Source organism: Pseudoalteromonas sp. BSi20480, from assembly GCF_000241365.1.
Classification (GTDB): Bacteria; Pseudomonadota; Gammaproteobacteria; order Enterobacterales; family Alteromonadaceae; genus Pseudoalteromonas; species Pseudoalteromonas marina.
Window position 1 is genome coordinate 208420 of sequence record NZ_BADX01000166.1, and the last position, 26664, is coordinate 235083.

General features: G+C 38.5%; 15 protein-coding genes and 5 pseudogenes. 17 read left to right on the forward strand and 3 right to left on the reverse strand.

Annotation, left to right across the window (positions count from 1 at the left end; translation table 11 throughout):
- The first annotated feature begins 124 nt into the window (after positions 1-124).
- The 15 genes and pseudogenes from P20480_RS01300 to pelG (P20480_RS20045) all read left to right on the forward strand — a co-directional run bounded on the left by P20480_RS01300 (position 125) and on the right by pelG (P20480_RS20045) (position 19929).
- Positions 125-916, forward strand: coding sequence for a crotonase/enoyl-CoA hydratase family protein (locus P20480_RS01300; protein ID WP_008132782.1), 792 nt, complete (start codon positions 125-127; stop codon positions 914-916).
- 88 nt (positions 917-1004) lie between these two features.
- Complete coding sequence (locus P20480_RS01295) at positions 1005-1358, forward strand: CidA/LrgA family protein (RefSeq protein ID WP_010555858.1); 354 nt, start codon at positions 1005-1007, stop codon at positions 1356-1358.
- Positions 1351-2070 carry an LrgB family protein gene (locus P20480_RS01290; RefSeq protein ID WP_008132785.1) on the forward strand — a complete coding sequence of 240 codons (720 nt, stop codon included), beginning with the start codon at positions 1351-1353 and terminating at the stop codon, positions 2068-2070. Before P20480_RS01295 ends, P20480_RS01290 begins: the two co-directional genes overlap by 8 nt.
- A 37-nt stretch (positions 2071-2107) precedes the next feature.
- A complete protein-coding gene (locus P20480_RS01285) occupies positions 2108-2938 on the forward strand; it encodes a mechanosensitive ion channel family protein (protein ID WP_008132787.1) in 831 nt (276 codons plus the stop codon).
- A gap of 157 nt (positions 2939-3095) precedes the next feature.
- A pseudogene (locus P20480_RS01280) lies at positions 3096-6349 on the forward strand (nSTAND1 domain-containing NTPase).
- 20 nt (positions 6350-6369) lie between these two features.
- Positions 6370-6750 (forward strand): DP-EP family protein, encoded by a 381-nt coding sequence (locus tag P20480_RS01275; protein ID WP_008132792.1) that lies wholly within the window; start codon positions 6370-6372, stop codon positions 6748-6750.
- A 197-nt stretch (positions 6751-6947) separates the two neighbouring features.
- Positions 6948-7937, forward strand: a complete 990-nt coding sequence (locus P20480_RS01270) for a sensor domain-containing diguanylate cyclase (RefSeq protein WP_008132794.1) — start codon at positions 6948-6950, stop codon at positions 7935-7937.
- A gap of 337 nt (positions 7938-8274) precedes the next feature.
- A pseudogene (locus P20480_RS18825) lies at positions 8275-10984 on the forward strand (endo alpha-1,4 polygalactosaminidase).
- Positions 10984-14265: a tetratricopeptide repeat protein gene (locus tag P20480_RS01265; RefSeq protein WP_008132801.1), complete on the forward strand. Its 3282-nt coding sequence runs from the start codon at positions 10984-10986 to the stop codon at positions 14263-14265. The pseudogene P20480_RS18825 and the gene P20480_RS01265 overlap by 1 nt, the downstream one beginning before the upstream one ends.
- A gap of 14 nt (positions 14266-14279) precedes the next feature.
- On the forward strand, positions 14280-14795 hold the full coding sequence (locus P20480_RS01260; RefSeq protein ID WP_008132805.1) for a hypothetical protein: 516 nt from the start codon (positions 14280-14282) through the stop codon (positions 14793-14795).
- Complete coding sequence (locus P20480_RS01255) at positions 14792-16093, forward strand: PelD GGDEF domain-containing protein (protein ID WP_006794124.1); 1302 nt, start codon at positions 14792-14794, stop codon at positions 16091-16093. The genes P20480_RS01260 and P20480_RS01255 overlap by 4 nt, the downstream gene beginning before the upstream one ends.
- On the forward strand, positions 16086-17069 hold the full coding sequence (locus tag P20480_RS01250) for a tetratricopeptide repeat protein (RefSeq protein ID WP_008132807.1): 984 nt from the start codon (positions 16086-16088) through the stop codon (positions 17067-17069). The genes P20480_RS01255 and P20480_RS01250 overlap by 8 nt, the downstream gene beginning before the upstream one ends.
- A pseudogene (pelF, locus tag P20480_RS18830) lies at positions 17062-18580 on the forward strand (GT4 family glycosyltransferase PelF). The gene P20480_RS01250 and the pseudogene pelF overlap by 8 nt, the downstream one beginning before the upstream one ends.
- A pseudogene (gene pelG, locus P20480_RS20040) lies at positions 18568-19169 on the forward strand (exopolysaccharide Pel transporter PelG). Before pelF ends, pelG (P20480_RS20040) begins: the two co-directional pseudogenes overlap by 13 nt.
- Complete coding sequence (pelG, locus tag P20480_RS20045; protein ID WP_274377875.1) at positions 19162-19929, forward strand: exopolysaccharide Pel transporter PelG; 768 nt, start codon at positions 19162-19164, stop codon at positions 19927-19929. Before pelG (P20480_RS20040) ends, pelG (P20480_RS20045) begins: the two are co-directional and overlap by 8 nt.
- Positions 19930-19987: 58 nt before the next feature.
- Here the strand turns inward: pelG (P20480_RS20045) and P20480_RS01245 are convergent, their stop codons facing one another.
- The 3 genes from P20480_RS01245 to P20480_RS01235 form a co-directional block, all read right to left on the reverse strand.
- The gene (locus tag P20480_RS01245) at positions 19988-20986 is read right to left on the reverse strand and encodes a D-Ala-D-Ala carboxypeptidase family metallohydrolase (RefSeq protein ID WP_008132817.1); all 999 of its coding nucleotides are present in this window, start codon (positions 20984-20986) and stop codon (positions 19988-19990) included.
- A gap of 11 nt (positions 20987-20997) precedes the next feature.
- Entirely contained in the window at positions 20998-22254 is a 1257-nt protein-coding gene (locus P20480_RS01240) for a L,D-transpeptidase family protein (RefSeq protein ID WP_238530327.1), read from the reverse strand.
- 276 nt (positions 22255-22530) lie between these two features.
- Positions 22531-23508 (reverse strand): DNA topoisomerase IB, encoded by a 978-nt coding sequence (locus P20480_RS01235; RefSeq protein WP_008132821.1) that lies wholly within the window; start codon positions 23506-23508, stop codon positions 22531-22533.
- 189 nt (positions 23509-23697) lie between these two features.
- Here P20480_RS01235 and P20480_RS01230 point away from each other — a divergent pair, with 189 nt between their 5' ends.
- Positions 23698-25677: a hypothetical protein gene (locus P20480_RS01230; RefSeq protein WP_008132822.1), complete on the forward strand. Its 1980-nt coding sequence runs from the start codon at positions 23698-23700 to the stop codon at positions 25675-25677.
- A gap of 105 nt (positions 25678-25782) precedes the next feature.
- Positions 25783-26614, forward strand: a pseudogene (gene purU / locus P20480_RS01225) (formyltetrahydrofolate deformylase).
- Positions 26615-26664 lie beyond the last annotated feature (50 nt).

The following is a 26664-nucleotide window of genomic DNA, read 5'->3' on the forward strand; positions in this document are numbered from 1 at the left end:
AAAATAAAACCAAGTAATTCAGACTGCTCATTTACAAATAAATTCAATCTATTTTAAAAACTACATCACTTTACTTCACCTTTCTAACCGCATAAGCTCAAGCAACAGGTCAGAGGAGTTAATAATGATAAAACTAGAAAAGCAAGACGGTATTGCAACGGTTACCTTGAGTCGAGCTGATAAACAAAACGCATTAAACTTTGCCATGTTTATGTCGTTAAATAACACGATTAAAAATATAAAAAAGGATCGTACTATTCGTGCGGTAGTTATAAAGGGGGATGGCGATCATTTTTGTTCAGGGCTTGATATTGCCGCAGTTATGGCCTCACCTTTAAATATCATAAAATTACTGTTTAAGTGGTTACCCGGCAACCAAAACTTAGCGCAAAAAGTAGTACTGGGCTGGCAGTCGTTAAGCGTACCTGTTATTGCACAGATTAATGGCAACTGCTTAGGAGGAGGGTTACAAATAGCGTTAGGAGCAGATTACAGAATTGTACACAATGACGCCAAGCTAGCCATAATGGAAGCTCGCTGGGGGCTTTGCCCTGACATGGGGGCAAATGTAATGATGGGCGGACTTGTTAAACGCGACCAAGCACTTTTACTTGCAAGCCATGCAAACCCTATAACTGCAGAGCAAGCAAACGAGCTTGGACTGGTCACACAACTAACAAACAACACCGAACTTGCAACCCAAACACTGCTGAGTACATTGCTTGAACGCTCACCCGATACCCTAGCTGCCATTAAACGTATTACTCAATTAAGCTACAAGTCACGGCAACGAAAAATACTCGCAAAAGAAACCTGGAGTCAAATTCGTTTACTAACAAACCCAAATACAAAAAAAGCCATTGCAAAAGCAAAAGGTAAATCCGATATAAAATACAACAACGCCAAACGGTGGTAATGCATTAATATCGGTAATACTAAGGCACAATGTACACACTGTTTTTGATTGTTAAACTAAATGCACCCTATTAAATTGAGTAATAATGATGAAATACCTATTAAGTAGCGCAATCATTTTGCTTTGTTTAGCCTGCGCTAAACTTATTATGTATTATACAGGAGGCAGCTTTCCTGCACCTTTACTCGCTATGGTTATTTTATTGGTGTTGCTGCTAGCAGGCATAGTAAAAGAGCAACACCTAAAGCCTTGTGCCTCTCCAATTTTAAATGTTATGCCTATTTTTTTTATTCCCGCTGGCGTTGGCTTTATTGAACACCTAAACCTTATAAAATCTAATTGGCCTTTTTTAATGTCTGTTATTTTTATTGTGCCAGCAAGTACATTATTACTAGTTAGCTCAGTGATGGTTTTTTTCAAAAGCAGAAAAAACAATGACTGAATTAAAGCCTGACATTTGGTGGTTGTGTGTACCTATAATTATTGCTTTGTTTTTACTGCTTAGGGCGTTTAACGTACGCATGAAAAGCAGTGCTTTAAAGTCAATTACAAACCCTGTTTTTTTAAGTATTGCCGTTATTGCTTTGTTATTGATTAACTTAAACCTGCCTTACTCCAAGTTTGCTTATCATAGCCAGCTACTAAGCTGGCTTTTAGAGCCCGCCATTGTCGCATTAGCGCTACCTTTGTATCAGCAGTTTATTCACGTACGTAAAAATCTATTACTCATACTAGGTACTTGCAGTTTAGGTATTGTAAATGCAACTTTTGTGGCTTTTTTATTAAGTGTATTTTTTAAGGTTCCTTCTAAGTTAAGTGCCTCTGTGGCGGCACTTAGCGTCACTACGCCTATTTCGTTAATTGTTACAGATTCGTTGGGGGGGATCAGCTCTTTGGCCGCCGCTATAGTTATTTTTATTGGCTTATTAGGGGCATTATTTGGTTTCATGCTGTTTAAATTAGTAAAAATAGGCAGTCATGAATCCCAAGGGGTTGCTATGGGGACGGCCTGCCACGCTATTGGGACAGCAGCGGCTCTTGCTGAACACCCTAAAATAGGTGCATTTTCATCAGTAGCTATGGCGCTCAGCGCATTGCTAACGGCCATAATAGTCCCACTCCTCTATCCTTTTTTAGTAAACAGTTTGCTATAGTTTACAAAAATTTAATTACACGAGTTAAGAGCCCATAATGATCAGTTCTGAAATCGAACAGTTTGAAAAGTATTACAATATGCTCACTGAGTATTTAGTTACCTACAGCATGCAAATTGTAGGGGCTGTTTTTATATTGTTGATTGGCCTTTGGATAGCACAAAAACTATCTAAAATAGTCGCCAATTTAATGACTCGCCATAATGTGGATATTACGCTTACAAACTTTGTTAGTAGTGTTGTAAAAGTACTGCTTATTGTTATGGTTATTATTATAGCGCTTGGCAAGATAGGGATAAGTGTTACTCCCTTTGTGGCGGCAATAGGTGCAGCTTCTTTGGGTGCAGGTCTAGCACTACAGGGCATGCTGTCTAATTATGGTGCTGGCCTTGCCATTATCGCTACACGCCCTTTTGTAGTTGGCGATACCATTGAAGTTAAAAATGTAAGCGGTCAAGTTAAAACAATAGAGCTTGGCTACACCATTTTAATAGATGAAGAAAAAGTAGAAATCACCATTCCTAACAAACATATAATGGGCGAAATAATTCATAACTCATTTAGTTACTCGTTAGTTAAGGGTGAAATAGATATTGCCTATAGCGCATGTGCTGATACCGCAATTAATCTTATTGAAGAGGTACTCAACGCACACGAGTTAGTTGCTCAAAACCCGCACTCGCAAATAGGCATTGAGCGCTTTGCCGATAGCGGTGTTACCCTTAGCTACCGATACTGGGTACCCACCACGAAAATTATAGAAACAAAGTTAGCTATAAACGGTGGAGTGTACAAAGCCATTAACGACGCCAATATCGAAATTCCTTTCCCGCAACGTGTTGTTACCATAAATAAAAACGACCTATAACTGTAAATACAACGCTGGTCTAGCCAAGGGCTGGCGTTAAAATAACTCAACACCACTGACTAAAAGCCATACTGGTTTGCCATTTTTTCTGTACTATCAAGTTACAGCTTAACAAGCCGATACATATTTAGATCAGCAAAAACAACAATGAGTCACTATGAACCTCAGCCCATTTTATTTAGGCGATTGGCAGGTAAGCCCCCTATCAAACAGCATTCAACATGCTGGTAAAAACAAGCAGCTAGAACCAAAAGCCATGGATGTTTTGATCTATTTATGCTCAAAAAAAGGGGAGCTTGTTAGCAGTGACGAACTACTTAACCACTGTTGGAAAAATATTGAAGTAGGTGATAATCCGTTACATAAAACAATCACACAGTTACGTAAAGCTCTTGGCGATAAAGCAAGTGCACCCCAATACATAGAAACAATAAGAAAACGTGGCTACCGTATTATTGCAAAGTTAGACTTTCCTTTAAGTGAAGAAGCCCCCAAAGTAACAAGCTGGCAAGGCGGCTCTCCCTTTTTAGGATTAAGCGCTTATAATACAACCGATAATCACCTGTTTTTTGGCCGAAATCAGGCTATTACCACTTTATTGGAAAGAGTGGCTAGCCAAGTGAATTTTGGTCGCGCTTTTTGCTTAATTTTAGGTCCAAGTGGTACCGGTAAATCATCCTTAGTGAACGCAGGCATTTTACCTAAACTGCTTGATGAGCGCGGCTACAACGGGATTGGTGTTGTTTCGTATACTCAACTAGATTTTGCAGATATTGACCACAGCCGGCTTTATTTAGACTTAGCGTCTGCCATGCTTGATTGGGATATAAATAACCTGCCTGTCTTTGATGGTTTAAGCGCCGAAGCACTCGCCCAGCAATTAACGCAAAACACTAATAACGTTATTCATACTTTAACAAATGCCCTAACTAAAACAGTACCAACGCTTAACAAACCGCAATTATTTTTGTTCATAGATCGTTTAGAGGTCCTACTTTCATCACCTTTATTTGATGATGAAACACGTAGCCAATTTTTATCAGTTATTGAGCGCTTAGCAACGTCTAAAGCGGTGATTGTATTTAGTGCGTGCAGAAACGATTTTTATCCTTTAGTGGTTGAGCAACCAAGCCTAATGGCTGGCAAAGCTAATGGCGCGCATTACGACTTAACACCACCAAACAGGCACGAACTACAACAAATTATTCGCTTGCCAGCAATAACCGCTAATTTAACGTTTTCACATGACCCACAAACCCAAACACCACTGGATGAAATACTCTGCGCCGATACCGCCAACAATCCCGATGCACTACCCATGCTGCAATACACACTGCAAGAGCTGTATTTACAGCGCAGTGATAATAATGAGTTGTTACACAGTGTGTATAAAAAACTTGGCGGTATTGAGGGCGCCATAGGCAAAAAAGCAGAAGATGTATTTATAGGCCTTAGCAACAAACAACAACTGCAACTAAAAAGCGTGTTATCACAATTAATAACGCTAAACCCTGATGGTAAAACTATTACTAGCCGCGCAGCCCGCTGGAAGGCATTAACTAACACTAGCCAAATAGAACTTGTACAAGCCATGGTCGATAGCCGCTTATTTGTATCGCACTTACAAAATGGCGAAGCCTGTTTTAGCCTTGCGCACGAAGCATTATTGCGTCAATGGCCACGCGCAAAGCAGTGGATAAGCGATCACAAAGATTCATTAGCAATAAAAAGCCGTTTACAACACCAAGCACAAAATTGGATAGATGAAGGTAAAAGTAATGCTTACCTCCTTGCGACAGGAAAACCGCTGCAAGAGGCCGTTACCTTATTGAACGACAACACATTCGAACTAGGCGATGACGAACACGCCCTTATAACCAGCTCTCTTAAGCATAGTAAAACAAAAACAACCATAAAACGTGGCACTGTCGCTTTGCTTTGTTTACTTACCTGTGTTGCCCTATTAATGAGTGTTACCAGCTTTCAAGCGCAGCAACTAGCACAGCAAAAACGCCAAGAGGCCGAAAGCTTACTAGGGTTTATGGTCGGCGACTTTGCGGATAAATTACGTAGCGTTGAACGTATGGACTTACTTGATGGTATTAGTAATAAAGCACTTGAGTATTTTACTGATCAAACTGACGATTCAAGTTCACTTTTTAGCTTTAGCAATAATAAAGCACAATTTAACAACCGTTTTCAGTACGCACAAACCCTTGAGGCCATGGGGGAAGTGGCCTATTCGCGCGGAAAAACCATTGAGGCCTTAACCGCCTTTGAAAACGCCCGCATTCGCGTTGAGGCATTATTAAAAATTCAGCCAAACAACTTAGAGCTACTCACGCTTGCAGGCGCCAATGCCTTTTGGCTTGGTCAATTAGCTTATGATCAAAATGATCATCAAGCTACTGAGCAAATGTTTAAAAGATACCACGATTACAGTAAAAAAATGTATGCGCTGGCAGCCAATGATTTTAACTCCATTATGGAATTATCGTATTCATCTAATTCTTTAGGTTCTTTATACATAAAAAAATCTAACTACAGCGCTGCAAAAAAGAACTTTGCAGAGTCACTTTTACTTAAGAATAAAGCGCTTGAACTGAAACCTAATAACAAAGACTTACTTCGAGATAAATCCGATACAATTAGTTGGCTTGCAAAAACAGAAGAGAGGCTAAGTAACTTTAATGAAGCAGTTAATATATTAGAAGCTGCAGTTAAAGTAATCACAAAATTGATTGCTAACTACCCTAGTGATGCAAGCCTTTTTTACACATCAGCAAACCTATATATGCAACAAAGTTATTTACTGAGCTATTTGAGTGATAAACGGATGGCACATAAAAAAAGCCAGCTTGGCTAATCAAGTTATCAATGAAGCTTTAGTACAAGATCCAAAAAAACAATAAATTTCAGCTTATGTATTATCGCTCTTTAGCACTTTCACTAATGCTATCTACTGATGAAGCTACTGACTCAACAATTGAAAAAATAATTAATTTTTTAAAATCTCAAAATTTTAAAAATACCAGCACTATTAATACACAAATTACACTGATTCAATATTTTATAAATAGACAATCATCACTCAAAGCGCAGAAGTTATTAACTGAGCTTGAGAATAATGAAAACTACAAACATCAATTATCCAACCTAACTAAAACTGGTGATTACTTAGTATATACAAGAATAAACTTAATCAAAGCAAACTTAGCTACAACTAATAAACAGCGAGAGCAATTTTGCTTAAGCGCTATCAAAGCTATTTCTGAAGCTGCAAAAATAAGTCAGAGCGTAAAAATAACATACCCACTAGTACAAGCTTATACCTGTTTAAACAGGGAAGACGAGATATCAGAAATAAAAACAAGCCTAGTTAAATTAGGCATTACGAACTTCCAACTATAATTACTCATAAAGGAAATAATATGAATAACACCCTAGAAAATGTCGACTTTCAAGTAAATATTAAACTTAACAACAGTGAAGCTATTTTTAGCTATACAAAAAATGGCGAACCCGCTACTGGCGGTGGTGTTGTAAGAACTGAAACCGCTGGCAACTATAATTTAGACGACGCCACAATTCAAAATGGTTTCGTATTTACTGGCGCTACTATCACCGATATCGACACACAAAAACCATGCGCCCAAGACTTCAGCTATAAAGTAAGTGACAACGGCCACACAATTATCATTACCGACACAGATGAAAATAATGGCTCTGTATGCTTAATTTTTAACGTTGAATGTAATGGCAATAAATATGAAAGCGCTGATCCACAAGTTAAGAATGAAAAAGAACTCTAATTAGTAATACTTATTTTTAAATTGCACAGGACTAATTTATGCCTGTGTAATTAATTTATAACCCCCCTTAGCTATCAACCAATAATAACCAATAAAACAACAACTTAAAAAAGAAGATTACCGAAAGGTTTAAAACCCATAAATTGAATACACTGCTAGACATCAAGTTTCATTAACAATAAAAATGAGCAACTGCCATGTCTAACAATAATCAACACAGCAAACTAAATAACGAAAATATCGCTGTATCAACATTAGTAAACAGCCTTTCTGAGCGTGTTAACAATGAAAAAATAAGCGCGATTATTAATGTCACTAACGTGATGGCCGATGCTATATTTATTGTGAATGCACACGGTGTTTTTGAATCGGTAAACCCGGTAGCTGCACGATTTTTTAATGTTCCTTCAGATATATTAATTGGTAAAAAGTGGCAGCATTTTTTACAAGAGCAATACCGTGACGATTACGAATACATGTTTGAAAGTTGGAAAAACAATTATCAAACGCCGCTAAATCATGGCCCCAAAGAAGTAAAAATAATTAAAGCTAATGGTAACTTTTTAGATGTAGAACTTTCGGTTTCATGCATTCCACCAGCAACAACTAATAATACTCCTTTATTTATTTGCATCATGCATGACATTTCTAAACACATAAAAAAGTATAAAGTACTCGAAACACTTTCAAAGCTCGATCACCTAACGGGTATTGCAAATCGTGGAACGTTAGAAAAAACAATCCACAAAGATTGGCAAACATGTCTAATGAACAAGCAACCATTAAGTTTTATATTGATTGATATTGATTATTTTAAATTATTTAACGATAACTTTGGGCATGTAAAAGGTGACAAATGCTTGCAAAAAGTAGCAAAAACAATTGAAGAATGCCTGCCGTCAAAAGACAGCTTAGTTGCCCGATATGGTGGAGAAGAGTTTGCCGTGGTATTACCGCGATCTCATATTTCAAACGCTGAGATGATAGCCAAGCGTATTCAAGATAGAATTTTAAATTTAAACTTTAGAGAAATAGGCCTACCTGACAACGTTAAAATTAGTGTTAGCCAAGGCTTAGCGTGTGAATACAATAACCAATATAGAACATCTGAAGCATTAATGTGTGCCGCCGACAGCGCTTTGTACAAAGCTAAATCGCAAGGAAGAAACATGATTTGTATTAGGTAATGATTAATATTTAAAACAATAAACTTTTTAAAGGCCATTTTATAAGCGAAATGGCTTTTAAATTTATCCAGAACTGACAATAAAAACTTACATTTCTTTACAAATCTCGTTTAAAATCCAAGCCTTTATTAAAGGTTTTATTTATTTAAATTCATAACCTTGCAATAATAAGACTACCTAAATAATAAGTTAAGTTAGTATAAATTTAAAACAACATGATAGACCTTTTATTTTTGTTAACATATAATAATACTTAATAATTAATACAAAATAACTAGAACAGCCTCGGAACGCCTTCCTTTGAGCAATAGTTTAAAATTAATATAACGAATCATAAATGAAATATATTTTATGGCTTTTGCTTTTAGTATCAGCGCAGTTACTAGCAAAGCCCGTTAATAACAGCATCGCTTTTTACTATTCAGCCCCAATGCCTTTAGCTGAAATGACTTTTTACTCACGCGTTGTTGTGCAACCTGAGTTAGTGACTGAGCATGAATTAAATTGGTTTAAAGAACGTAACATTGCTGTATATGCTTATTTGAGCATTGGCGAATCATATAATAAAAGTGACTATTCACTTACTACAAACCCAAATTGGAATAGCTACATTTCCGATTTAACTTCACCGAAATGGCAACAAAAATTAAACAGTTCGGCTGTTATATTAAAAGAACGTGGCTTTAGTGGGTTGTTTTTAGACACCCTTGATAGTTATCAATTATTAGATAACGAACGTTACGATAAATTAGCGCAGCAAGCTGGATTAGTTTCAATAATAAAAGATCTTTCTTTAGTATTTAAAAAGCAATTAGTGCTCAATCGTGGCTTTGAATTACTGCCAAGCCTACAAAACCTTGCAACCGACTTAGTTGCTGAGGGATTATTTAGCCACTTTAATCCACTTGATAATAGCTACAAGTTAACCTCTAAGAACGATCAAGCATGGTTAACAACTCAACTTAAAAAAGCGCAAAGCTTAGGTTTTAATGTTCAAGTTATTGACTATGCAAAACCTGACAAACGCCTTGTAATGGCTGAAAAAATTATCGCTTCTGGGTTTAGTGCTTGGGTGACCGATGGGCATTTACAAACCTGGGGAACATCAACTATTAGCCCTGTGCCTAGGCGCGTACTTATTCCGTACAATAGTGACTTAAAACCCCTTATTTACTCTACAGTTCATTTAAAGCTAGCCACTCTTATTGAGTATTTAGGTTATATTCCTGACTACATTGATATAGCAAAACGAGAGTTGCCATTAGTTGATCCAAGTTTACATGCTGGAATTGTTTCATGGACAAACATGGGGGGCTTTTACTCCCCAAGTGTAATAAATTGGCTCGAAGCTAGCCTAGGTACAGTGCCTCAGTTAGTGGTAGGTGAGCTACCACAATCAGCTAAATTATTAGCCGCATTAGGCGTGGAAACACTTAACAGCTCCCCTCCAGGGCCTTATAAACTTAATTATTTAGCACCATGGTTAAAAGGTGAGTCAAGCTCTTCGCCTGCCATTACCAAACCTTATTTATTAAAATTAGCGCCAGAAGCCACCACTCTTATTGATATAAAAGCGGCTGATGGCAGCACCGTTGTACAAAGTGCCAAAACCAAATATGGCGCAGTTATTGTTGCCCCATGGCTGATTGATACGCTCCCAATGGAAGGTAGTAATTGGGTTATTGACCCAATTACACTGCTTACTAAAGCCATGGGGTTACCCGCTATATTAGCACCCGATACAACAACCGAAAGTGGCAGACGTATGCTTACTATGCATATAGATGGGGATGGCTTTACCAGCATTGCACACTTTGACGGCAGCCCGTATGCAGCAGAGGTCATTCGCGATGACATTATTAAACCTTATAAACTTCCCATCACATCTTCTATTATTCAGGCTGATATAGAGCCTGGAGGAATTCATGCTAAGCACAGTAAAAAACTAGAAAAAATTGCGCGCAGTATTTTTGAACTTCCCTATGTAGAGGTCGCTTCGCATACTTATAGTCACCCTTACTTTTGGACCGCGCTTTCTGGCCGAAAAGAAATCGACAAAGAAGATACAGATTATGGGTTTCACCTAGATGTACCTGGCTATGACACAATTAGCTTAGAAAAAGAAATTACCGGCACCATTAACTATATTAATGAAAGGCTTGTACCTAAAGGAAAAAAACAGTGCTTATGTTGTGGTCGGGCGATGCTACACCTGGGCCAGACGCATTAAAAATAGCACGCAATGCTGGCGTACTAAACGTAAATGGTGGTAATACAGACGTAAATGGTGATAACCCAAGCCTTTCCCATATATCGCCAATTGCCCGCCCTGAGGGTGATTTACTGTATCAAATTTATGCACCAATACTGAACGAAAACGTATACACTAATTTGTGGCATGGCCCTTTTTATGGGTTTAAGCGCCTAACAGAGACCTTTGAAATAACCGAAAAGCCATACAGGTTAAAGCCCTATACTATTTACTATCACTTTTACTCTGGCGAAGTTCCTGCGGGGCTTGACGCTTTAAAGCATAATATTGACTATGTATTACAAAGGCCCAACCCCCCTGTGTACTTAAGTCACTATGCAAAAATTGCGAAAGATTTTTACTTTTCGGCCTTAGCTAAAAATAGTAAAGGAGACTGGTTGTTTAGCTCAAAAAACATTCGCACCCTTCGTATACCAAGCGACTTTGATATTGCAAATATATCTCAAAGCGATGGGGTATTAGGGGTAACGCAGCAAGGTGACTACGTACATACTATAGAGGGTATTTCACGTATTAGTTTTGACCACAGCCAAAAAGATAATGCCCCCTATTTAGCCTCTGCCAATGTAGTAATAGATACATGGCAAGTAAATGGCTCGGTTAGTTTTAAAGCGTGGATACCTGCAACACTTGATTTGGTGAATGCTCATTCATGCCAATTTATATCTCACATGGGAAAAGTTATAAAGGTATCACTCGCGGAAAATTAACCCACTTTAAACTACCTGCTGGTGAGTTTTTGGGTTATTTAAACTGCACAGGGGTTGCTAAGTAATGAATACCAAAAAGCGCCCTCATTTAGTTTCTATAAAAACAATTTTAACAATACTCGCTGTTAGCTGTTTTTCATTATATGCGCTATTTCCACATACCCTCTTCTTTGAAGACGATGCACTTTCGCAAGACTACACATTTGAAAAGTCATACTTGCATGCTGCACTTAATACTGACCCTAACAATGAAAAGCTGCGCGCTAAATTGGCTGAACTTCATATAGCATTGAGTGAATATTCAAACGCAACTAATGAGCTTGAAAAACTGCCAAAAAGTAAGCGTAAAACAGAACTTGAAATAAAGTTACTTTACTCATTATGGCTTGCAAGTGGTGCCAATGTAGATGACCGATTTGAAGAACTTTCATTAAAGGTTAGTGCCTATAAACCATGGAACGAAGACATTCTTAGTATAGCTAAAGCACTCGGTTTGAATGTTAAGCTTGCACAATATTATGAAACACACAAAAAGCCGTTAATTGCCGCTGATTATTGGCTAACCGCAGGCCAACCTGCAAAAGCGTTGCCGCTTTACAAAAATAACATGAGCGAAACAATAGCCGAAAAAGCCATTGAAACTGCACTGGGTGCAAACGAAGCGTTGCAAGCATATGCGTGGTGGAAGCAATATGGAGATCAATCAAATATAAAGCGCACACTTTATCTCGCTGACTTAGCAGGCAATAAAGAAGATGCAATTATTGCAGCTACAAAACTGCTGCAAAAAGAGCCTTGCAATATTAAGTATTTAACACAGGCAATGCAGCTTCACTTAGCAAATGGCGATGCTAACGGCGCTGAATTATTGCTTTCAAAACTACTAAAACAAAAACCTAACGATAAAGATCTTCATTTACTAAATTGGAAAGTAAAGCGCTGGCTCAATAAGCCAAGAGCTGCGCTCAAAGAATTTAAATGGTTAATGATAAATAAAGCCGTTACCGCATCAATGCTTACAGACAGTATTAACGATGCAACGGCATTATATTTGTACCAAGACGCTAACGACATTTACGCTTACAAAGCTAAAAATAGGCAACTAAAAGGCAATGGCTTTTCTAAATGGATGCAAACCAACGAGTTTATTGGTGACGCCAAACAAGAGCTCAAGCATATAGAGCGTTTTGAAAGCATAAACGGTAAAAGCGTATTATCACAATATTGGAAAGCAAAAGTATTACATGACACAGGTAACTTAAGCGGTTTACGTAATTTGTGGCCTATTTATCAGGGCCCCAAAAACGAAGAAGATTTAATGTGGCTAGCCCGTGCGTTTTGGTTAAATAACGACTTTAACACGGCACTAACCATTTTAAAGCAAAAGCAGCAAAGCAGTGACGACGAGTTTTGGAGTGCTCGCGTTGACATGGCGCTCAGGGTAAATGATAAAAAAGAACAGCTTTATGCCCTTGAACAACTTAAATCACTGGGTAAATTAGGCGAAAGCGATTTATTGCAGTACCAGCAAATACGCTTTGAAGGCAACCCCAAAGCGTTACTTGCGCATTTATGGCAGCAACCTTCGCTGAGCGAAAGTCAGCTAATTGACATTGCTAATTTAAGTACGCAAATAAACGATTCAAACGCCGTTGAACGAATCTATAACGAACTGAACAAGCAACGCTACAACAAGGCGCTATACCCTGCTTGGTTAACGCTTGCTAGCTGGTATCAAAATCAGAGCGATTTAAATTCAGCGTATACAACGCTCAACCGCGCCGCAAAACTGAGCGAATACAATCCTGACGTAGTACTTGTGCAAGGTTGGTTAGCACTGCAGATGCACGACAGCATCATGATTAAACGTATTTTAAATAACTATGCTGACAACAACCCAACGTATGCGTGGGGCCAACTTTTAGCGAGTTTATCTATTTATGAAAAGTCATATAACAGTGCTTATTTTTACTTACGTAAACTAGCGATAGCTGAGCCTAGTGACTTAACAACATTAGTAAACTTAGCCGATGTAATGAAGCAACTCGGCTATTATGCCAACGCCACAGAGCTTAATCATTATCTTCTTCAGCATTTACCTAAAGATAAATATGCATATCGAGGACTTATGTTTAGATGGGCTGGCGCTATGGCTATGCCACATTTAATGCAGCTAAACACACTCGATGAGTTAGCCCCTGAAACCATAGGCACAGCACAAGCAAACTGGTGGTTATCACGCCGTGCTGCTCAAAAACTTGAGCCTTGGCAAGCACTTCAGCTATACATGACTCAAGGTGAGTTTAGTAAAATCAAACAATTAGTTGATACAAATACACTGGGAAAAAACGATCAGTTAAGTGCGCTTTTATACTTAAACCAACCTTATGCAACTATGCAACGTTGTTATGAAGAGCTAATTAACGAGCCAAGTGAAGCCCAGCTAGGCTTTTTAAGAAACGCGCGCACAGCTTACTTTCGCGCACTTGAAGTAAACCTATCACCACAAGCAGGGCTTAATAGTACGCAATACGACATAAATGTGTATTTTCCTTATGCAAAAGGCCAGTGGAAACTGAGCCTTAGCGATCAGCAAAACCTTGGCAATAACGGACTGCTATTCGCAATAGAAAACACTATGACGTTTGGCCGGTGGGCTTTTAATACAAAAGTTGATACGCATCAGGGCAGTATTATTAGCCGACAAGGCGTAATTTTAGACTCTCGTTATCAGTGGGATGCGCGCACTCAAGTTGGCGTAAACTTACAATACAACGCCGAAAACCGCCAATCTGAAGTGTTACTAAGCTATGCGCAACTTAATAAAGCCACGGCTTATATAAATTATAATATTGATAACAGGCAAAGCGTGCAGCTATCAGCAGCTGCAATGTCGTTCACGCGTAGAGATAACGACAGCACACTCGTTAATGGACAGGAATATAACGCACGCTACCAATACAGTATTTTAAAAGATCGCCCTATTTGGAACGCCTACTTTAGTGCGCAATGGCAAGACTTTGACCCAGTAAATACTGCTATTAATACAAATAGAAGACCCAGACGCATAGTTATTGAACCTTTTAGGCGCTTTGCCCTAGGTACTTCGTTTGCCTCAACAGGCTCATTAACGCCCCCATACTTGGGTGCCAGTCCGTCTTGGTTATTTGACATAAGTACAGGCTACCAAACACTGAACGATACAATTGATGTGTCTGTTTCCAGTGGTGCTGGATGGTCAGTACTTGGTGATGATTTATTTAAATTACAGCTCGGTTACCAAAGTAGTAATAAGGTCGGTAACTCAGATACACAGTTACAATTAGGATATTACATACATTTTTAATGTTAGGAGAGAATATGTTTCGCTTAGTTATACTTAGTTTGGTTTTGCTCTTGTCGGCGTGTACTACAAGTCGAATTGCTGATGATATCGAAATTAGCCCAGCAACTACCGTGGCTTTATTACCGCTTGTTAATCATGCACAAACACCACTGGCAGGTGAACGCGCTGAAGATATTTTAGCAAGTATTTGGCAACAAAATAAGCTACCTAAGTTACTTCGTGCACCAAGAAATAGCAGTAAAGACCTGCCACCTTTAGACGATCAATACCGTTTAAACAACGCAATGCAATGGCTCAATACTCAACAAGCTGACTATGTACTTAGTGGCAGCATTGAAGAATGGCGTTACAAAGCAGGTCTTGATGGAGAGCCTGTGGTTGCACTTACTTTATTGCTTACAAAAAACGGTGAAACAACGCCAATTTGGACCGGCACCATTGCAAAAAGCGGTTGGGGACGCGATAGCATTGCAGCAACTGCGCAAGATGTAATTGCCGATTTAGTGTCATATATTGAGGTTAGTGAGTGAAAACACATTTCTTACGCCCAAGAGACGTTCCTGAGCTACAGATATGGGCTGAGGTATGTTTTTTTACCGCTTTAGCTTTAGGGCTGCCTGTTCTATTTAATGCTGAGGACCCCTATTGGACGCAAGGAGGGTTTTCTTGGCCAGTATTAGGGCCGTTGCTTGTTGCTCTACGCTATGGCTTTTCAAAAGGTTTTATTAGTATTTTAACCTTACTAGTAGGGCAATTATTGCTAATACAAAGCAATATATTAGACCCTAAAAGTGAGTTTAATATTAACGCCATGATTGGCTACATTATTGTAGTTATGGTGGCAGGTGAATTTAGAGATGTATGGGAGCGAACTAATCAACAGCAAAGCATTCAACTAGCCTATGTATCAGACCGACTTGAAAAATTTACGCGCCAATATCATTTAATTAGCTCATCACATGACCGAATCGAACAAATGCTTGCTGGACATACACTTAGTTTACGTGAGTCATTACAAGCCGTACGAGAATCAATTGGTAAATTAAAAGAAAGACGCTTAGACAGTGCCGCTGAGGTTATTTTAAATCTATTTATAGAATATGGCTCGATAGAAAAAGCAGGCTTATATAAAGTTGAAAACGATAAAATACAAGAGCCTGCACTAGCTAGTGTAGGAAAAATGAGTGAGCCATCTAATTCAGACCCATTAATAGCTGCCATGTTTGACGAAAAAGAACTGGTGTCACTTAAAAATCCAAAAGCCTCATCGGGTGATAGCAAGTATCATATTGCTATTCCATTGATTGATGTGAACGACACAATTTATGGGGCTATTTTAGTTGAAAAAGTGAAGTTTTTTGCTCTCAAAGAAAACACCCTTACTTTACTTGCCGTTATGGCCGGACACATTGGTGATTTATTGCGTCACGAAATCACTAATCCAATAATGACCCGTGAAGAGTCGCCATACTTTAAGCGCCAAGTTAAACACGCAAACAAAGAAGCAAAGCGTTATAAAATTCCTTCACACTTTTTAAAGGTGAACGCGCTAAGTATTAATGATGAATCTCGACGGCTGATGGAGTATTTAACCGAGGCTCGCCGAGGGTTAGACATTTATTTATACGATAATGAAAAACAAGTTCTGTTAATACTGATGCCGCTTGCCGATGAGCTTGAAAAAGATGGTTTTGTAATGCGAATGAATAGCTGGTGTAAAGAACGTACCGGTAAAACATTACAAGAACTCGATATTATTATTGAGCAAGAAGTGGCGTTTCCAGTCAATAAGGATGAATTATCTAAACTGGTAGCCCTACATGATTAAAGTTGTGATAGCCGCCTTAATTGCATGTTTATGCGAGTATTTTGCACTGCAAGAAATTCTTAGTACACCAAACTGGTTTGGTGTACTTTTCCTGCATGCCATTGCAAGCATACTTTTTACCTTTGTAAGCTACGTTTTAATTCCTAAAAAATATAAAACAACGCTTATAAATGGCACGCTATTATTATTCTTATTACTGTTTAGCTTACCTGTATTTGGTATTTTAGGTGTTGTGATGGCGCTTACGTTTGCGCTATGTAAGCCACTTAAAAGTGATGATACCGAAATAATAGAGCATGAAATTCCAGAGCTCCCCTTTGAAGTTCCTGATATTTCGGCGAACCCTACTTATTCAATTGGTGGTGTAAAAGCCATTTTAAAATACGCAAGCGAACCTAACAAACGCTTAACTGCAGTAATGGCTGCTCGCCACATGCGCGACAGCCAAGCAATCCCAATATTAAAACTTGCCCTCAAAGATTTAGAAGACGATATACGCTTACTGGCTTACTCAACACTTGATGCTAAAGAAACAAAATTAAACGAAAAAATTAGCGTTTATCAACAACAAATAGCTAATACCACAAAGCAGCCTGAGCTGAGTAACTTACAACAACAATTAGCACACGTGTATTGGGAGCTTAGTTATTTAGGGCTTGCACAAGGCGCTCTAAAAACATATGTATTAGAAAAAGCTGAAGCACTCAGTTTACAAAGTATTGAGTACGCACAAAAACCAGCCAATTATGTATTTTTAGGGCGTGTTTATTTAGCGTTGGGTCATTACGAACGTGCGCTTGATTTTCTTGTACAAGCAACTGAATTAGGTATGGCGCGTCGCCATGTTTTACCCTACAAAGCCGAAGTTGCCTTTTGCATGAATAAGTATGATGACTGTAAACGCTACTTAAGGGAGCTACCCGAACAACCTAAAGGGAGCGAACTTCGCCAATTACAGGAGTATTGGAATGCCTAAACCCAATGCCGATATATTATTATTATTAGAAGGTACTTATCCTTATGTTCGTGGGGGGGTATCAAGTTGGGTTCATCAAATTATTGAAGGGCTACCTCATTATAACTTTGAGCTTATTTTTTTAGGCGGTGCTTCTGAGCACTATGGCGATATTAAGTACACACTTCCAAAAAATGTTACAAAATTGCATGTTCATTATCTAGTAGAGCAAAATAATACTGATATAAAAGCAAAGCACGGCGTTAAATATAAAAAAGAGTTGTTTGAGTTTTGGCAGCAACTGCAAAGTTATTTTAGAGACTCAAAAGAGCCTATTCCCACCGAGTTACTTGAATTTGCATTTGAACAACTTGGGCAAAAAAACGGTATAAACGAAGCTGACTTTTTATATAGCGAGTCATCTTGGCAGGCATTGGCTGACTACTATTTAACATTTTGCGACGAATCATCTTTTATTGATTTTTTTTGGTCGTACCGTAATTTGTATAAGCCTTTGTTTAAAAATTGCAGATATTGCCCGCCAATTACCGAATGTTAAACTTATACACTCTATTTCGACAGGTTATGCTGGTTTATTAGGTGCAGGTGCAAGCGTAATTAATAACACGCCTTACCTATTAACAGAGCACGGTATTTATACGAAAGAGCGAAAAATAGACTTAATTCAAGCCGATTGGATAAAAGAGTCTGAAGCTATTTTAGGTAAAAACTTAAACACCGAAATGGGCTTTATTCGCCGAATGTGGATCACTTTTTTCGAGCAAATTGGCCGCACGAGTTACCACCAAGCCGATAGAATAATTTCACTATACGAAGGTAATAGGCAGCGCCAAATTAAAGACGGAGCCTGTGAGAAGCGCTCTTTAGTCGTACCAAACGGCATTAAAACCGCTCACTACGCTAAAGCACTGGCTGCACGTTCTAAAACAATTCCATTAACAGTAGGCTTAATTGGGCGTGTAGTACCAATCAAAGACATTAAAACCTTTATTCGTGCCATTAAAGAAGTGCAATCAAGCATGCCCGCAATAGAGGGATGGATCATAGGTCCTTTTGAAGAAGACCCAAAGTACTACAAAGAGTGCCAGTTACTGGTGGGCAGCCTTGAGTTACAGAACAGCGTGAAGTTTTTGGGTATGCAAAATATAGCTGAAATACTCCCTAAGTTAGGCCTTGTTGCATTAACATCTATTTCTGAAGCCCAACCCTTAGTGTTACTAGAAGCAATGGCAGCAGGCGTACCTGTTCTAGCCAGTGATGTTGGCTCGTGTCGAGAAATTATTGAAGGTGCCACAGAACAAGACAAGGCTTTAGGTAAAGCAGGTGAAGTTGTTTCTATTGCATCGCCAAGCGATACAGCCGTACAAATTACAAACATACTTAATAACGACGATAAATGGCATGAGTATCAATCAAGCGGCTTAAAACGTGTAAAAGCATTTTATGACGAAAGCCACATGTTTGCCCGATACGACAAGCTTTATAAGGATACAATGTCATGGCCGGAATAGGTTTTGAGATACGGAAAATTCTCAAAAAAAATACCCTCCTCTCTGTTTTTGAAGCCTATAGCTACGCTGGCCTCATTGGATCAGGCCCTTGGTTATTGTCAATCATCGCACTAATGCTTATTGGTATTTTAAGCCTTGGAATAGTATTACCTAAGCTGTTAATTATTCAGTTTCTAACCCTGATAACTTACATGATGGCGGCCTCGTTAATATTAACTGGCGGCTTACAGCTTATGCTAACGCGCTTTGTGGCAGATTTATTTTTACAAAAGACGACGACTCAGTACTCCCCAATTTACTTGGTGCGCAACTTATTACAACGATTGGTGCATTACTGGTTGGATTTGCTGTTTGGCCATTTTTACCTTTACCCGTTGTAACCAAAATTATTATTTTAGGTGGCTTTGTTAGCCTTTGTAATCAATGGCTTGGTGCTATATTTTTATCGGGTATGAAAGAGTATCGGCTTATTTTAATCACTATGCTCAGCGGGTACGCGTTTATGGTGCTACTTGCATTATTACTACGTGACTGGCAATTAGATGGACTCTTTTTTGCTTTTTTGCAGGTGAGGCACTGTTATTTTTAGTTTTTTATTCATGATTATTCGTCGCTACCCAGGTAATAAACTAATAAGTTTCGACTTTATGAGTCGAAAAAAAGTCTATTACATGCTGTTCTTTTGCGGGCTATTTTACAATATTGGCGTTTGGGCAGATAAAATTTTATTTTGGTTTTCACCAAGTACATCCATACATATTATAGGCCCCCTAAGAGCTAGCCCAATTTACGATCTCCCCATATTTTTGGCCTATTTATCAATTATCCCCGGCATGGCGGTATTTTTAGTAAGAATGGAAACTGACTTTGTAGAACAATATGACCGGTTTTATTCTGCGATAAGGGGCGGCTCCTCGCTCGAAGAAATTTACTTTTTAAAAGACAACATGATCACAACAGCTCGAGGTGGCTTGTACGACATATTTAAAATTCAAGGCATTACTGTTGCATGTTTACTATTGTGGGGCGAGCAAATTCTTACCTACATTGGGATTGATCCTAACTATAAAACATTACTTTTTATTGATGTAGTGGGCGTAGGCGTGCAGGTAATATTTTTATCTATTCTCAATATATTGTTCTATCTTGATAAACGCTTTACTGTGTTAATCCTTTCGGGCCTATTTTTAGCATTAAACATTGTGCTTACGTATTTATCTATCGCACTTGGGCCACAATTTTATGGCTACGGATTTGCCCTTTCTACAATAATTACTTCTGTAGTTGGCTTGTTTTGGTTATCTAGGCAGTTTGAAGACCTAGAATACGAAACGTTTATGTTGCAATAAAAACACTTACACCTAATAAAAAGTAACTAATATATTTATTGTTTATTAGGTGTAAACTTTATTTACTTACCCAGCGGGCTTTAAAACCACGTGTATCTACATGTATAAATGCCCCTCGGTGCGGTTTAGGGCCATAAACGCCCAACCCACCTAATAAGCCTTTAAATGATTCGCGTCTGGCTAAAGACTCTACAATATTTGCCATCACTTTTGCGTCTTCAATAGTATATTTTGCATCTTTATTGACATCATCCATACGGTAATTTCCATCGTTATCGATAAAAATATCTGCTGCGTCCCCAAACACATGACGGCTCAGTTTTACATTCCCAATGGCTTTATTGTAATAAGGTGTTCGGTAACCACTCATCACCACCATGTTACTAACTGGAATGCCTTCTAAAATTAGTTCCTTACGAATCATTTCTAACTTTAGCAGCAGTTTATTTTGTAAAAAAAGATACTTGGGATGATTGCTTTTTTGCTTACTCACAAATTCTTTTAAAGAAAAATGAGGCGATAATTTGGTACCTTCATTCTCTGGGGTCACTTCAACAAACCCGTCAGGAACAATATAGTGCTTTGAATCTTTTATTTGCGATGGCTTTGGGTAATGCCCTATTTGGTAATATTTTAGCTTTCCGCCCTCTACTTTATCGGCAGGTACTTTTACAAACACGTTAATTTTCATGCGCTGTTTTTTATTTGGCGATTCAATTATTACCGATGTTAAGCCGGGAGTATCCGGTGCCTGCCATTGCCAACGGTTAGTATCAGTTAGCATGAACTTTTCATCGCTAATTAATGTGTAAGCATCGGGTGATTGCGCATATAGCACTTCAAATTCAACCTGCTCATTGGGCATTACAAACACCGAAAAAAGTGAGTATGGCATAACAATATCGTTAATTTTTAAACTAAATTCTGCGTCCTCAAAAGCAGGCCTGTTTTGTATATCAACAACCTGATGAGCCGTTTTAGCAGGCTGAGAAGCAAATAAATGCGTACTAAGCAGAGTAGTCAGCATACTAATTAATAAAATACCGATTAATTTCATATTACCTCTCATTATTTACTTTCTAATAATGCTGCAATAACCGACTGGTTATCATTTTTTAGGAGTGCTTTTTGATCGCGTTTGTAAATATCATCTCTAAAATTAACGAGCTTGTTTTCATCCACCCACGCAGTCCAATAAACTAAATGAATGGGTAATGGCTCGTCCAAATAAAATGTTTGTGTGCTGTTTTCACTGCGTGCATCGTTAACTTGTGCCAATGCATGCTCTTCACCTTGGTGTTTAATTATTTCTTGAGCAAGTGAAAAAGGGTCTTCAATTCTTATGCAACCATGCGATAGCGCACGTCTTGTTTGGCTAAATCGCTGCTTTGCAGGTGTATCATGTACATATATAGCCTCAGGGTTAGGGAACAAATATTTTACTTCACCAAGGGGATTTTTTTCACCCGCACGCTTCACTAAAAAATGGTCAAATTGATAAGGCTTAACTGAATCCCAATCAATATTATTTGGGTTAACTGTTTGTGAGTCTATGTAGCTGTTTTTTCTGATTTCAATATTGTTTTTAACAAGGTAATCAGGATCTTCTGCCACTTTAGGGGCTATTTCTCTAGTAGCAATTGAAATAGGTATGCGCCACTCAGGGTTAACAACAAATTTTTCTATTTCGTCACTAAATGCCGGTGTTTCCCAGCTAGGTTTACCAACAATCACGTTGTTTTGAAGTTTTACATCACCTACTTTCACATAACGCAACTGATACTCAGGAATATTTACATACACGTACTGTTCATCGCTCGAACCGGCAAAGTTGGTAATGCGATAAAAGTTTAACTTTAACTTATTGAGTTTTTGCTCAGCTGAAATATTAAGTTTAGCAAACGTGTTTTTGCCAACTCGTCCATCAACCTTTAAGCCATGGCGATGTTGAAACTGCTTTACAGCGCGCTCAATATGTTTATCAAAAATGCACGGCGCTTTAGTGCATACGTTAGTGAGTAAATCTTGTTCTTGAAATAAACGCATAGCGAGTAAACTTACCGCTTTACTGTTACTACCTAGTTCAAGCAACTCGCTGGCGGGTAAAGAAATAAACCCACCGCGATTCACTATTTCTTGGTACCAATTAATCGCTTTTTCAGTACGCTTTATTAATTGGGCTGAGTATTGATCAAAGTAATAGCTATCTTTAGTTTGCGTGTAGCGCTGCGAGCTGTAGGTGGTCAGTGATGAGCTGGCAAGTAAAACACCATCAAGATCATCATTCGCGAGTAAAGGTGAAGCAAACATGCTTGCTAAGCTCACAAAAAAAGCCCCTTTCAAAGTAGCTTTGTTTGTTTTGGTAAAACCTTTTTTTGTAAATAATCCCTTCACGGTGCGCCCCTCGCTAAATAATGTTGATAAATGCATGTGTACTTGCCGTTTAATTATCAACGAGAGGTGCAACTCAGTGCCAAAAACAAACTCAACACTAAGGCACTGAAAAGGTTAGGTTTATTAAAATAAAATCATTTCATTTAAGTTACAATACACACTACTTGTGTAATAAATATACTCAAGTGTGTAAAGTTGCTATGTCGATTAATCGCTTAAAAACGCTAAAAAACCACGTTCGTATCTGCTTAAATACTTAGCCTTGCGAGGTAACGTAAGTGACTCACGCCACGCATTTTGAGCTGCTTCATCTTCTTTACACAGTGTAATTAAATCAGGGTGAACATAAGATTTGCGTGCTATTGCTGGGGTATTACCTAATTGCTGAGATACACAATCGAGCATGCTTTTTAAGGTAAGTGCGCCTTTGGCTTTAGCTAGCTGCTTAAAAGCAATAACGCTTGCTCGCCAGGTTCTAAAATGTTTTGCACTAAACTCCTCCCCCATTATGTGCTGTATATATTGGTTTATTTCGCTCGATGTTACGTTAGTGCGCTCACCTTCACTTATATACTGAAATAGATGTTGCCCAGGTAAATCTTGTAAGTCTTTAATTACATGGCTTAGTACTCTGTCAGTAATGTTGACCTCACGCTCTTTTCCAGATTTAGCTCGGTATTTTAACTGAATATTTTTCCCAGTCAGCTTTGCGTGTCGGGTGCGTAAGGTTGTAGCGCCAAAGCTTTTGTTTTGTTTTACGTTTCGCTCGTTACCGACTCTAAGTGCCCCTAAGTCCATAAGCCTAACAACCGCTGCTAATGTACGTTCTACATTTAACTCACTGCCTTGTAAGTCTGACTCCAAGCGAGCCCTCAATAAAGGAAGTTTATGGCCAAATACACCACAAGCCTGGTATTTTTTGGCTTCTTGCTGGGCTCTAAACTCTGGGTGGTATCGGTATTGTTTTCTCCCTTTACTGTCAAATCCTGTCGCTAAAATATGTCCGTTTTCTTCGGGGCAAAACCATGCGCTTTTATACGCAGGCGGAAATGCTAAGCCATTCAAACGCTCAATAACCGCTTCATCTTTTATTACTTTGCCAATAGGATCGAAATACTGCCATTGCTTTTTTTTAAGCTTTCGAGTGATACCAGGTAAATTATCATCCACATAAATTAACTTCATAATCACTGCACTCCGTTTTGATCAATGACAACCTATAAAACATTTAAACTAACATATTCAAATAACCTTAAACTGAACACTATTATTGATATACAATCAAAAATTAAGCAATAATGTTTAAAGTGCATACGTTATTGTAACTCTGCTGATATTCCCTTTTTTGGATGTGCTATTTATAAGGAGCATTTAATGGCTTTTGATTACGGATCAATCGATCTTGGACTAAAAAACCCTTTTAAACTAGAAGGTAAAGTAAAGGCTGTAAGAGGGCTGATTGAGGCTGTTGTGGGTGTTAGCCTTTTAGTTACCGCATCTAGCTCTGTAAAAGACGATGCTACCGCAGGTTGGATTTTGATGATATTTGGCATGTTAATACTCGCGCTAGGTATTCGTACCTTATCTGGCGGTATATATGCCACACTTAAGTACTTTGTAGGAAGAAATCACCCTACATCGCTGGCGTTTAACTTTAGTAAATCGCAAACCTCAACTGCACAAGAAGAAAAAAACGAAGTAGCCTACACAGCACAAACATTAGAGGAAATGCTTGTTGGGCGCAAAAACAGTACGTTCAAAGAACCAAACGGCTTTTTATCTCGCTTACTACACAGCTTAATACCAAAACTATTATTTCTACCCTATCCAATACGTAATGTTGCCCAACGTTTATTTGGCTCATGGGTTAGCACGCTGGTTGCACTTATTGCTTATGCGTTGGTTGCATTTGTATCACTGTCAGGCTTTACAGGCGAAGCGGGAGAACTTGCTTTCCCGATATATAGCGCAATTTTAATGTTTTACGTGCTGTTTTCTTGGCGTTCGTCTGGCAAACCCATTTCACGAAATGCCGAAAAAAACATTGAAGCCTTGGGTACGGGTGCGCTTGCTAAAATCATTTCCTTATCGTTTATATTACCCATTGCTATAGGGCTTTCTATGTCGTGGCTAATGCAAGAGCAACGCATTAGTAAACAACAAATAGACAACTGGCTAGAGCAATTACCTAGCCTTAATGCAGGGCTGTATTTAACAGCCATTATTATACTCGCTACACTAAGTTGTGCCCTTGTGTTTGTAATGATTAAAGCTCGTTTAAATATTGTGACCCCCACTGCCGAGGTTTCAGAACTGAGAGAGAACTGGCAAGAGTCTGTTCATCCCGATGAAATTTTTATAAACCTTGATAATTTAGTGATGGCAAACCGTCGTTACAAAGAAGTACCTAATAGGGTTTACCGTGAGCTAGATCCTAAATTACAAGAGCAAATTGAAGGTAAAGGCGGCTTTAAAGGTGAAATGATTCAAGAAATCCAACCTAAACTGCACACGATGGATTTAGGTAAGCACTTTAGTCTATCGCGTTTAATTGCGTTAATTAGCGGTAACTTACTTTATATTGTAGCGCTTACTTTTACCGTATTACTTGCCTACTCGTTTATTAATATTTACCACTATATTGATGCAGCAAATATAAATAGCATTGAGCAAGCGTTTAATAATCAAAATATTATTGAGTTTAGTGAACTGTTAATGGCAAGTGTTCACTTATTACTGATTGGTGTATTAATTAAAGCCTTTGCCCAGTTGCTAAGCAACAGCGCACACTTGTTTTTTGCCGAAATGCAATTTGAATCTTTACTGGTATATTTTAAATGCGAAGGCACATTTACTGAGTCAAAAATATCAACAGGTACAGGTATTCACGATAGCACTCGTTCAGAAAACACCTTAGTGCGCAGCAGCATAACACCTTGGGTGATTGTTTCGCGTGTCGTTTCGACAACCTTTGCCGCAACAGGTATGAAAAACCTTGAGCATCCTCGCCATATTATGGAAATGCACAAAGATGAAGGTCAATTACAAGCAATCAAAAAAGATGTAATCGCCTTTTTGAAAGACCGCGAATCCATAGCCTCTATTACGAGTGAACGCGATTTAGGTAATGCATCTCAACTACATCAGTTGAATCAACAAACTCGCGCAATGCCTATGCAACCTACCCTAACTAAAGACGATGAAGAAGCCGCTGGCTTTTTACGTCAAGAAGACGACTTGGCGTCTGAGACCAAAAAAATAGCATTTTCAGATAAATGCCACCTGTATAATTGGGTGGCATTTTTTATTTACCTAAATATGCCCTACCGCTATGTAACGTCTAAATTAAACTAAAAGCGTGCAATAACATGATTAATATTTGATTAGCCCACAAAGCCCTTGCTTTATGTTTTAAAACACAAATAATGAAACATTAATCACAGGGTAAGAATGAGGAAAATGAGTTACATACTAACCACCCAATGTGCCGACGATGTGGGCTTAATTGCTAAAATCACCGGGCTTTGTCATCAAAATAACTTGAACATTACTCGTAATAACGAATTTGTAGACAAAGACGCCAAACGTTTCTTTATGCGCACTGAGCTGACTGGGCAACCACAAAGTGACTTTTTAGAGCAGCTACGCGCTTTATTACCTGAAGGCGCCAAACTCGCATTGCACGACGATGCAAAAACTAAAGTAGTGCTGCTTGCCACCAAAGAAGCACACTGCTTAGGTGGTATGCTATTAAAACAGTTTGAGCAAACACTTAATATTGAAGTGCTAGCTGTTATTGCTAACTACCCTGATCTAGAACCACTAGCGAAAGGGTTTGGTGTGCCATTTCATGTGGTATCGCATGTTGGGCTAAGCCGAAGTGAACATGACCAACAAGTAGGTGACTTAATTGCTAGTTATAACCCAGATATTATTGGTTTAGCCAAATATATGCGTATTTTAAGCCCTGAATTTGTAGGCCGATTTGACGGTAAAATTATTAATATTCATCACTCTTTTTTACCCGCATTTATTGGTGCAAAACCGTATCATCAGGCATTTGAGCGCGGCGTAAAAATTATTGGTGCAACGGCTCACTTTGTAAATAATGAATTAGATGAAGGCCCAATTATTTTACAAGACGTGACAAGTGTGACACACGCTAACACAGCTGAAATGATGGCAAAAATGGGTAAAGACGTTGAAAAAACGGTTTTTTGTTAAAGCGTTGCAACTCGCTTCAGAGCACAAGCTATTTATAAATGGCAATAAAACCGTTGTATTTAGCTAGGACGCGTTAACCTTTGTGGTTATACCACGCTCATTTTAATAAAAAAAGAC

Coding starts and splice junctions, on each gene's coding strand:
- P20480_RS01230 (WP_008132822.1), top strand. CDS start 23,698: ATGGCTTTTGATTACGGATCAATCGATCTTGGACTAAAAAACCCTTTT.
- P20480_RS01295 (WP_010555858.1), top strand. CDS start 1,005: ATGAAATACCTATTAAGTAGCGCAATCATTTTGCTTTGTTTAGCCTGC.
- P20480_RS01275 (WP_008132792.1), top strand. CDS start 6,370: ATGAATAACACCCTAGAAAATGTCGACTTTCAAGTAAATATTAAACTT.
- P20480_RS01260 (WP_008132805.1), top strand. CDS start 14,280: ATGTTTCGCTTAGTTATACTTAGTTTGGTTTTGCTCTTGTCGGCGTGT.
- P20480_RS01235 (WP_008132821.1), bottom strand. CDS start 23,508: ATGAAGTTAATTTATGTGGATGATAATTTACCTGGTATCACTCGAAAG.
- P20480_RS01245 (WP_008132817.1), bottom strand. CDS start 20,986: ATGAAATTAATCGGTATTTTATTAATTAGTATGCTGACTACTCTGCTT.
- P20480_RS01300 (WP_008132782.1), top strand. CDS start 125: ATGATAAAACTAGAAAAGCAAGACGGTATTGCAACGGTTACCTTGAGT.
- P20480_RS01250 (WP_008132807.1), top strand. CDS start 16,086: ATGATTAAAGTTGTGATAGCCGCCTTAATTGCATGTTTATGCGAGTAT.
- P20480_RS01270 (WP_008132794.1), top strand. CDS start 6,948: ATGTCTAACAATAATCAACACAGCAAACTAAATAACGAAAATATCGCT.
- P20480_RS01290 (WP_008132785.1), top strand. CDS start 1,351: ATGACTGAATTAAAGCCTGACATTTGGTGGTTGTGTGTACCTATAATT.
- P20480_RS01265 (WP_008132801.1), top strand. CDS start 10,984: ATGAATACCAAAAAGCGCCCTCATTTAGTTTCTATAAAAACAATTTTA.
- P20480_RS01285 (WP_008132787.1), top strand. CDS start 2,108: ATGATCAGTTCTGAAATCGAACAGTTTGAAAAGTATTACAATATGCTC.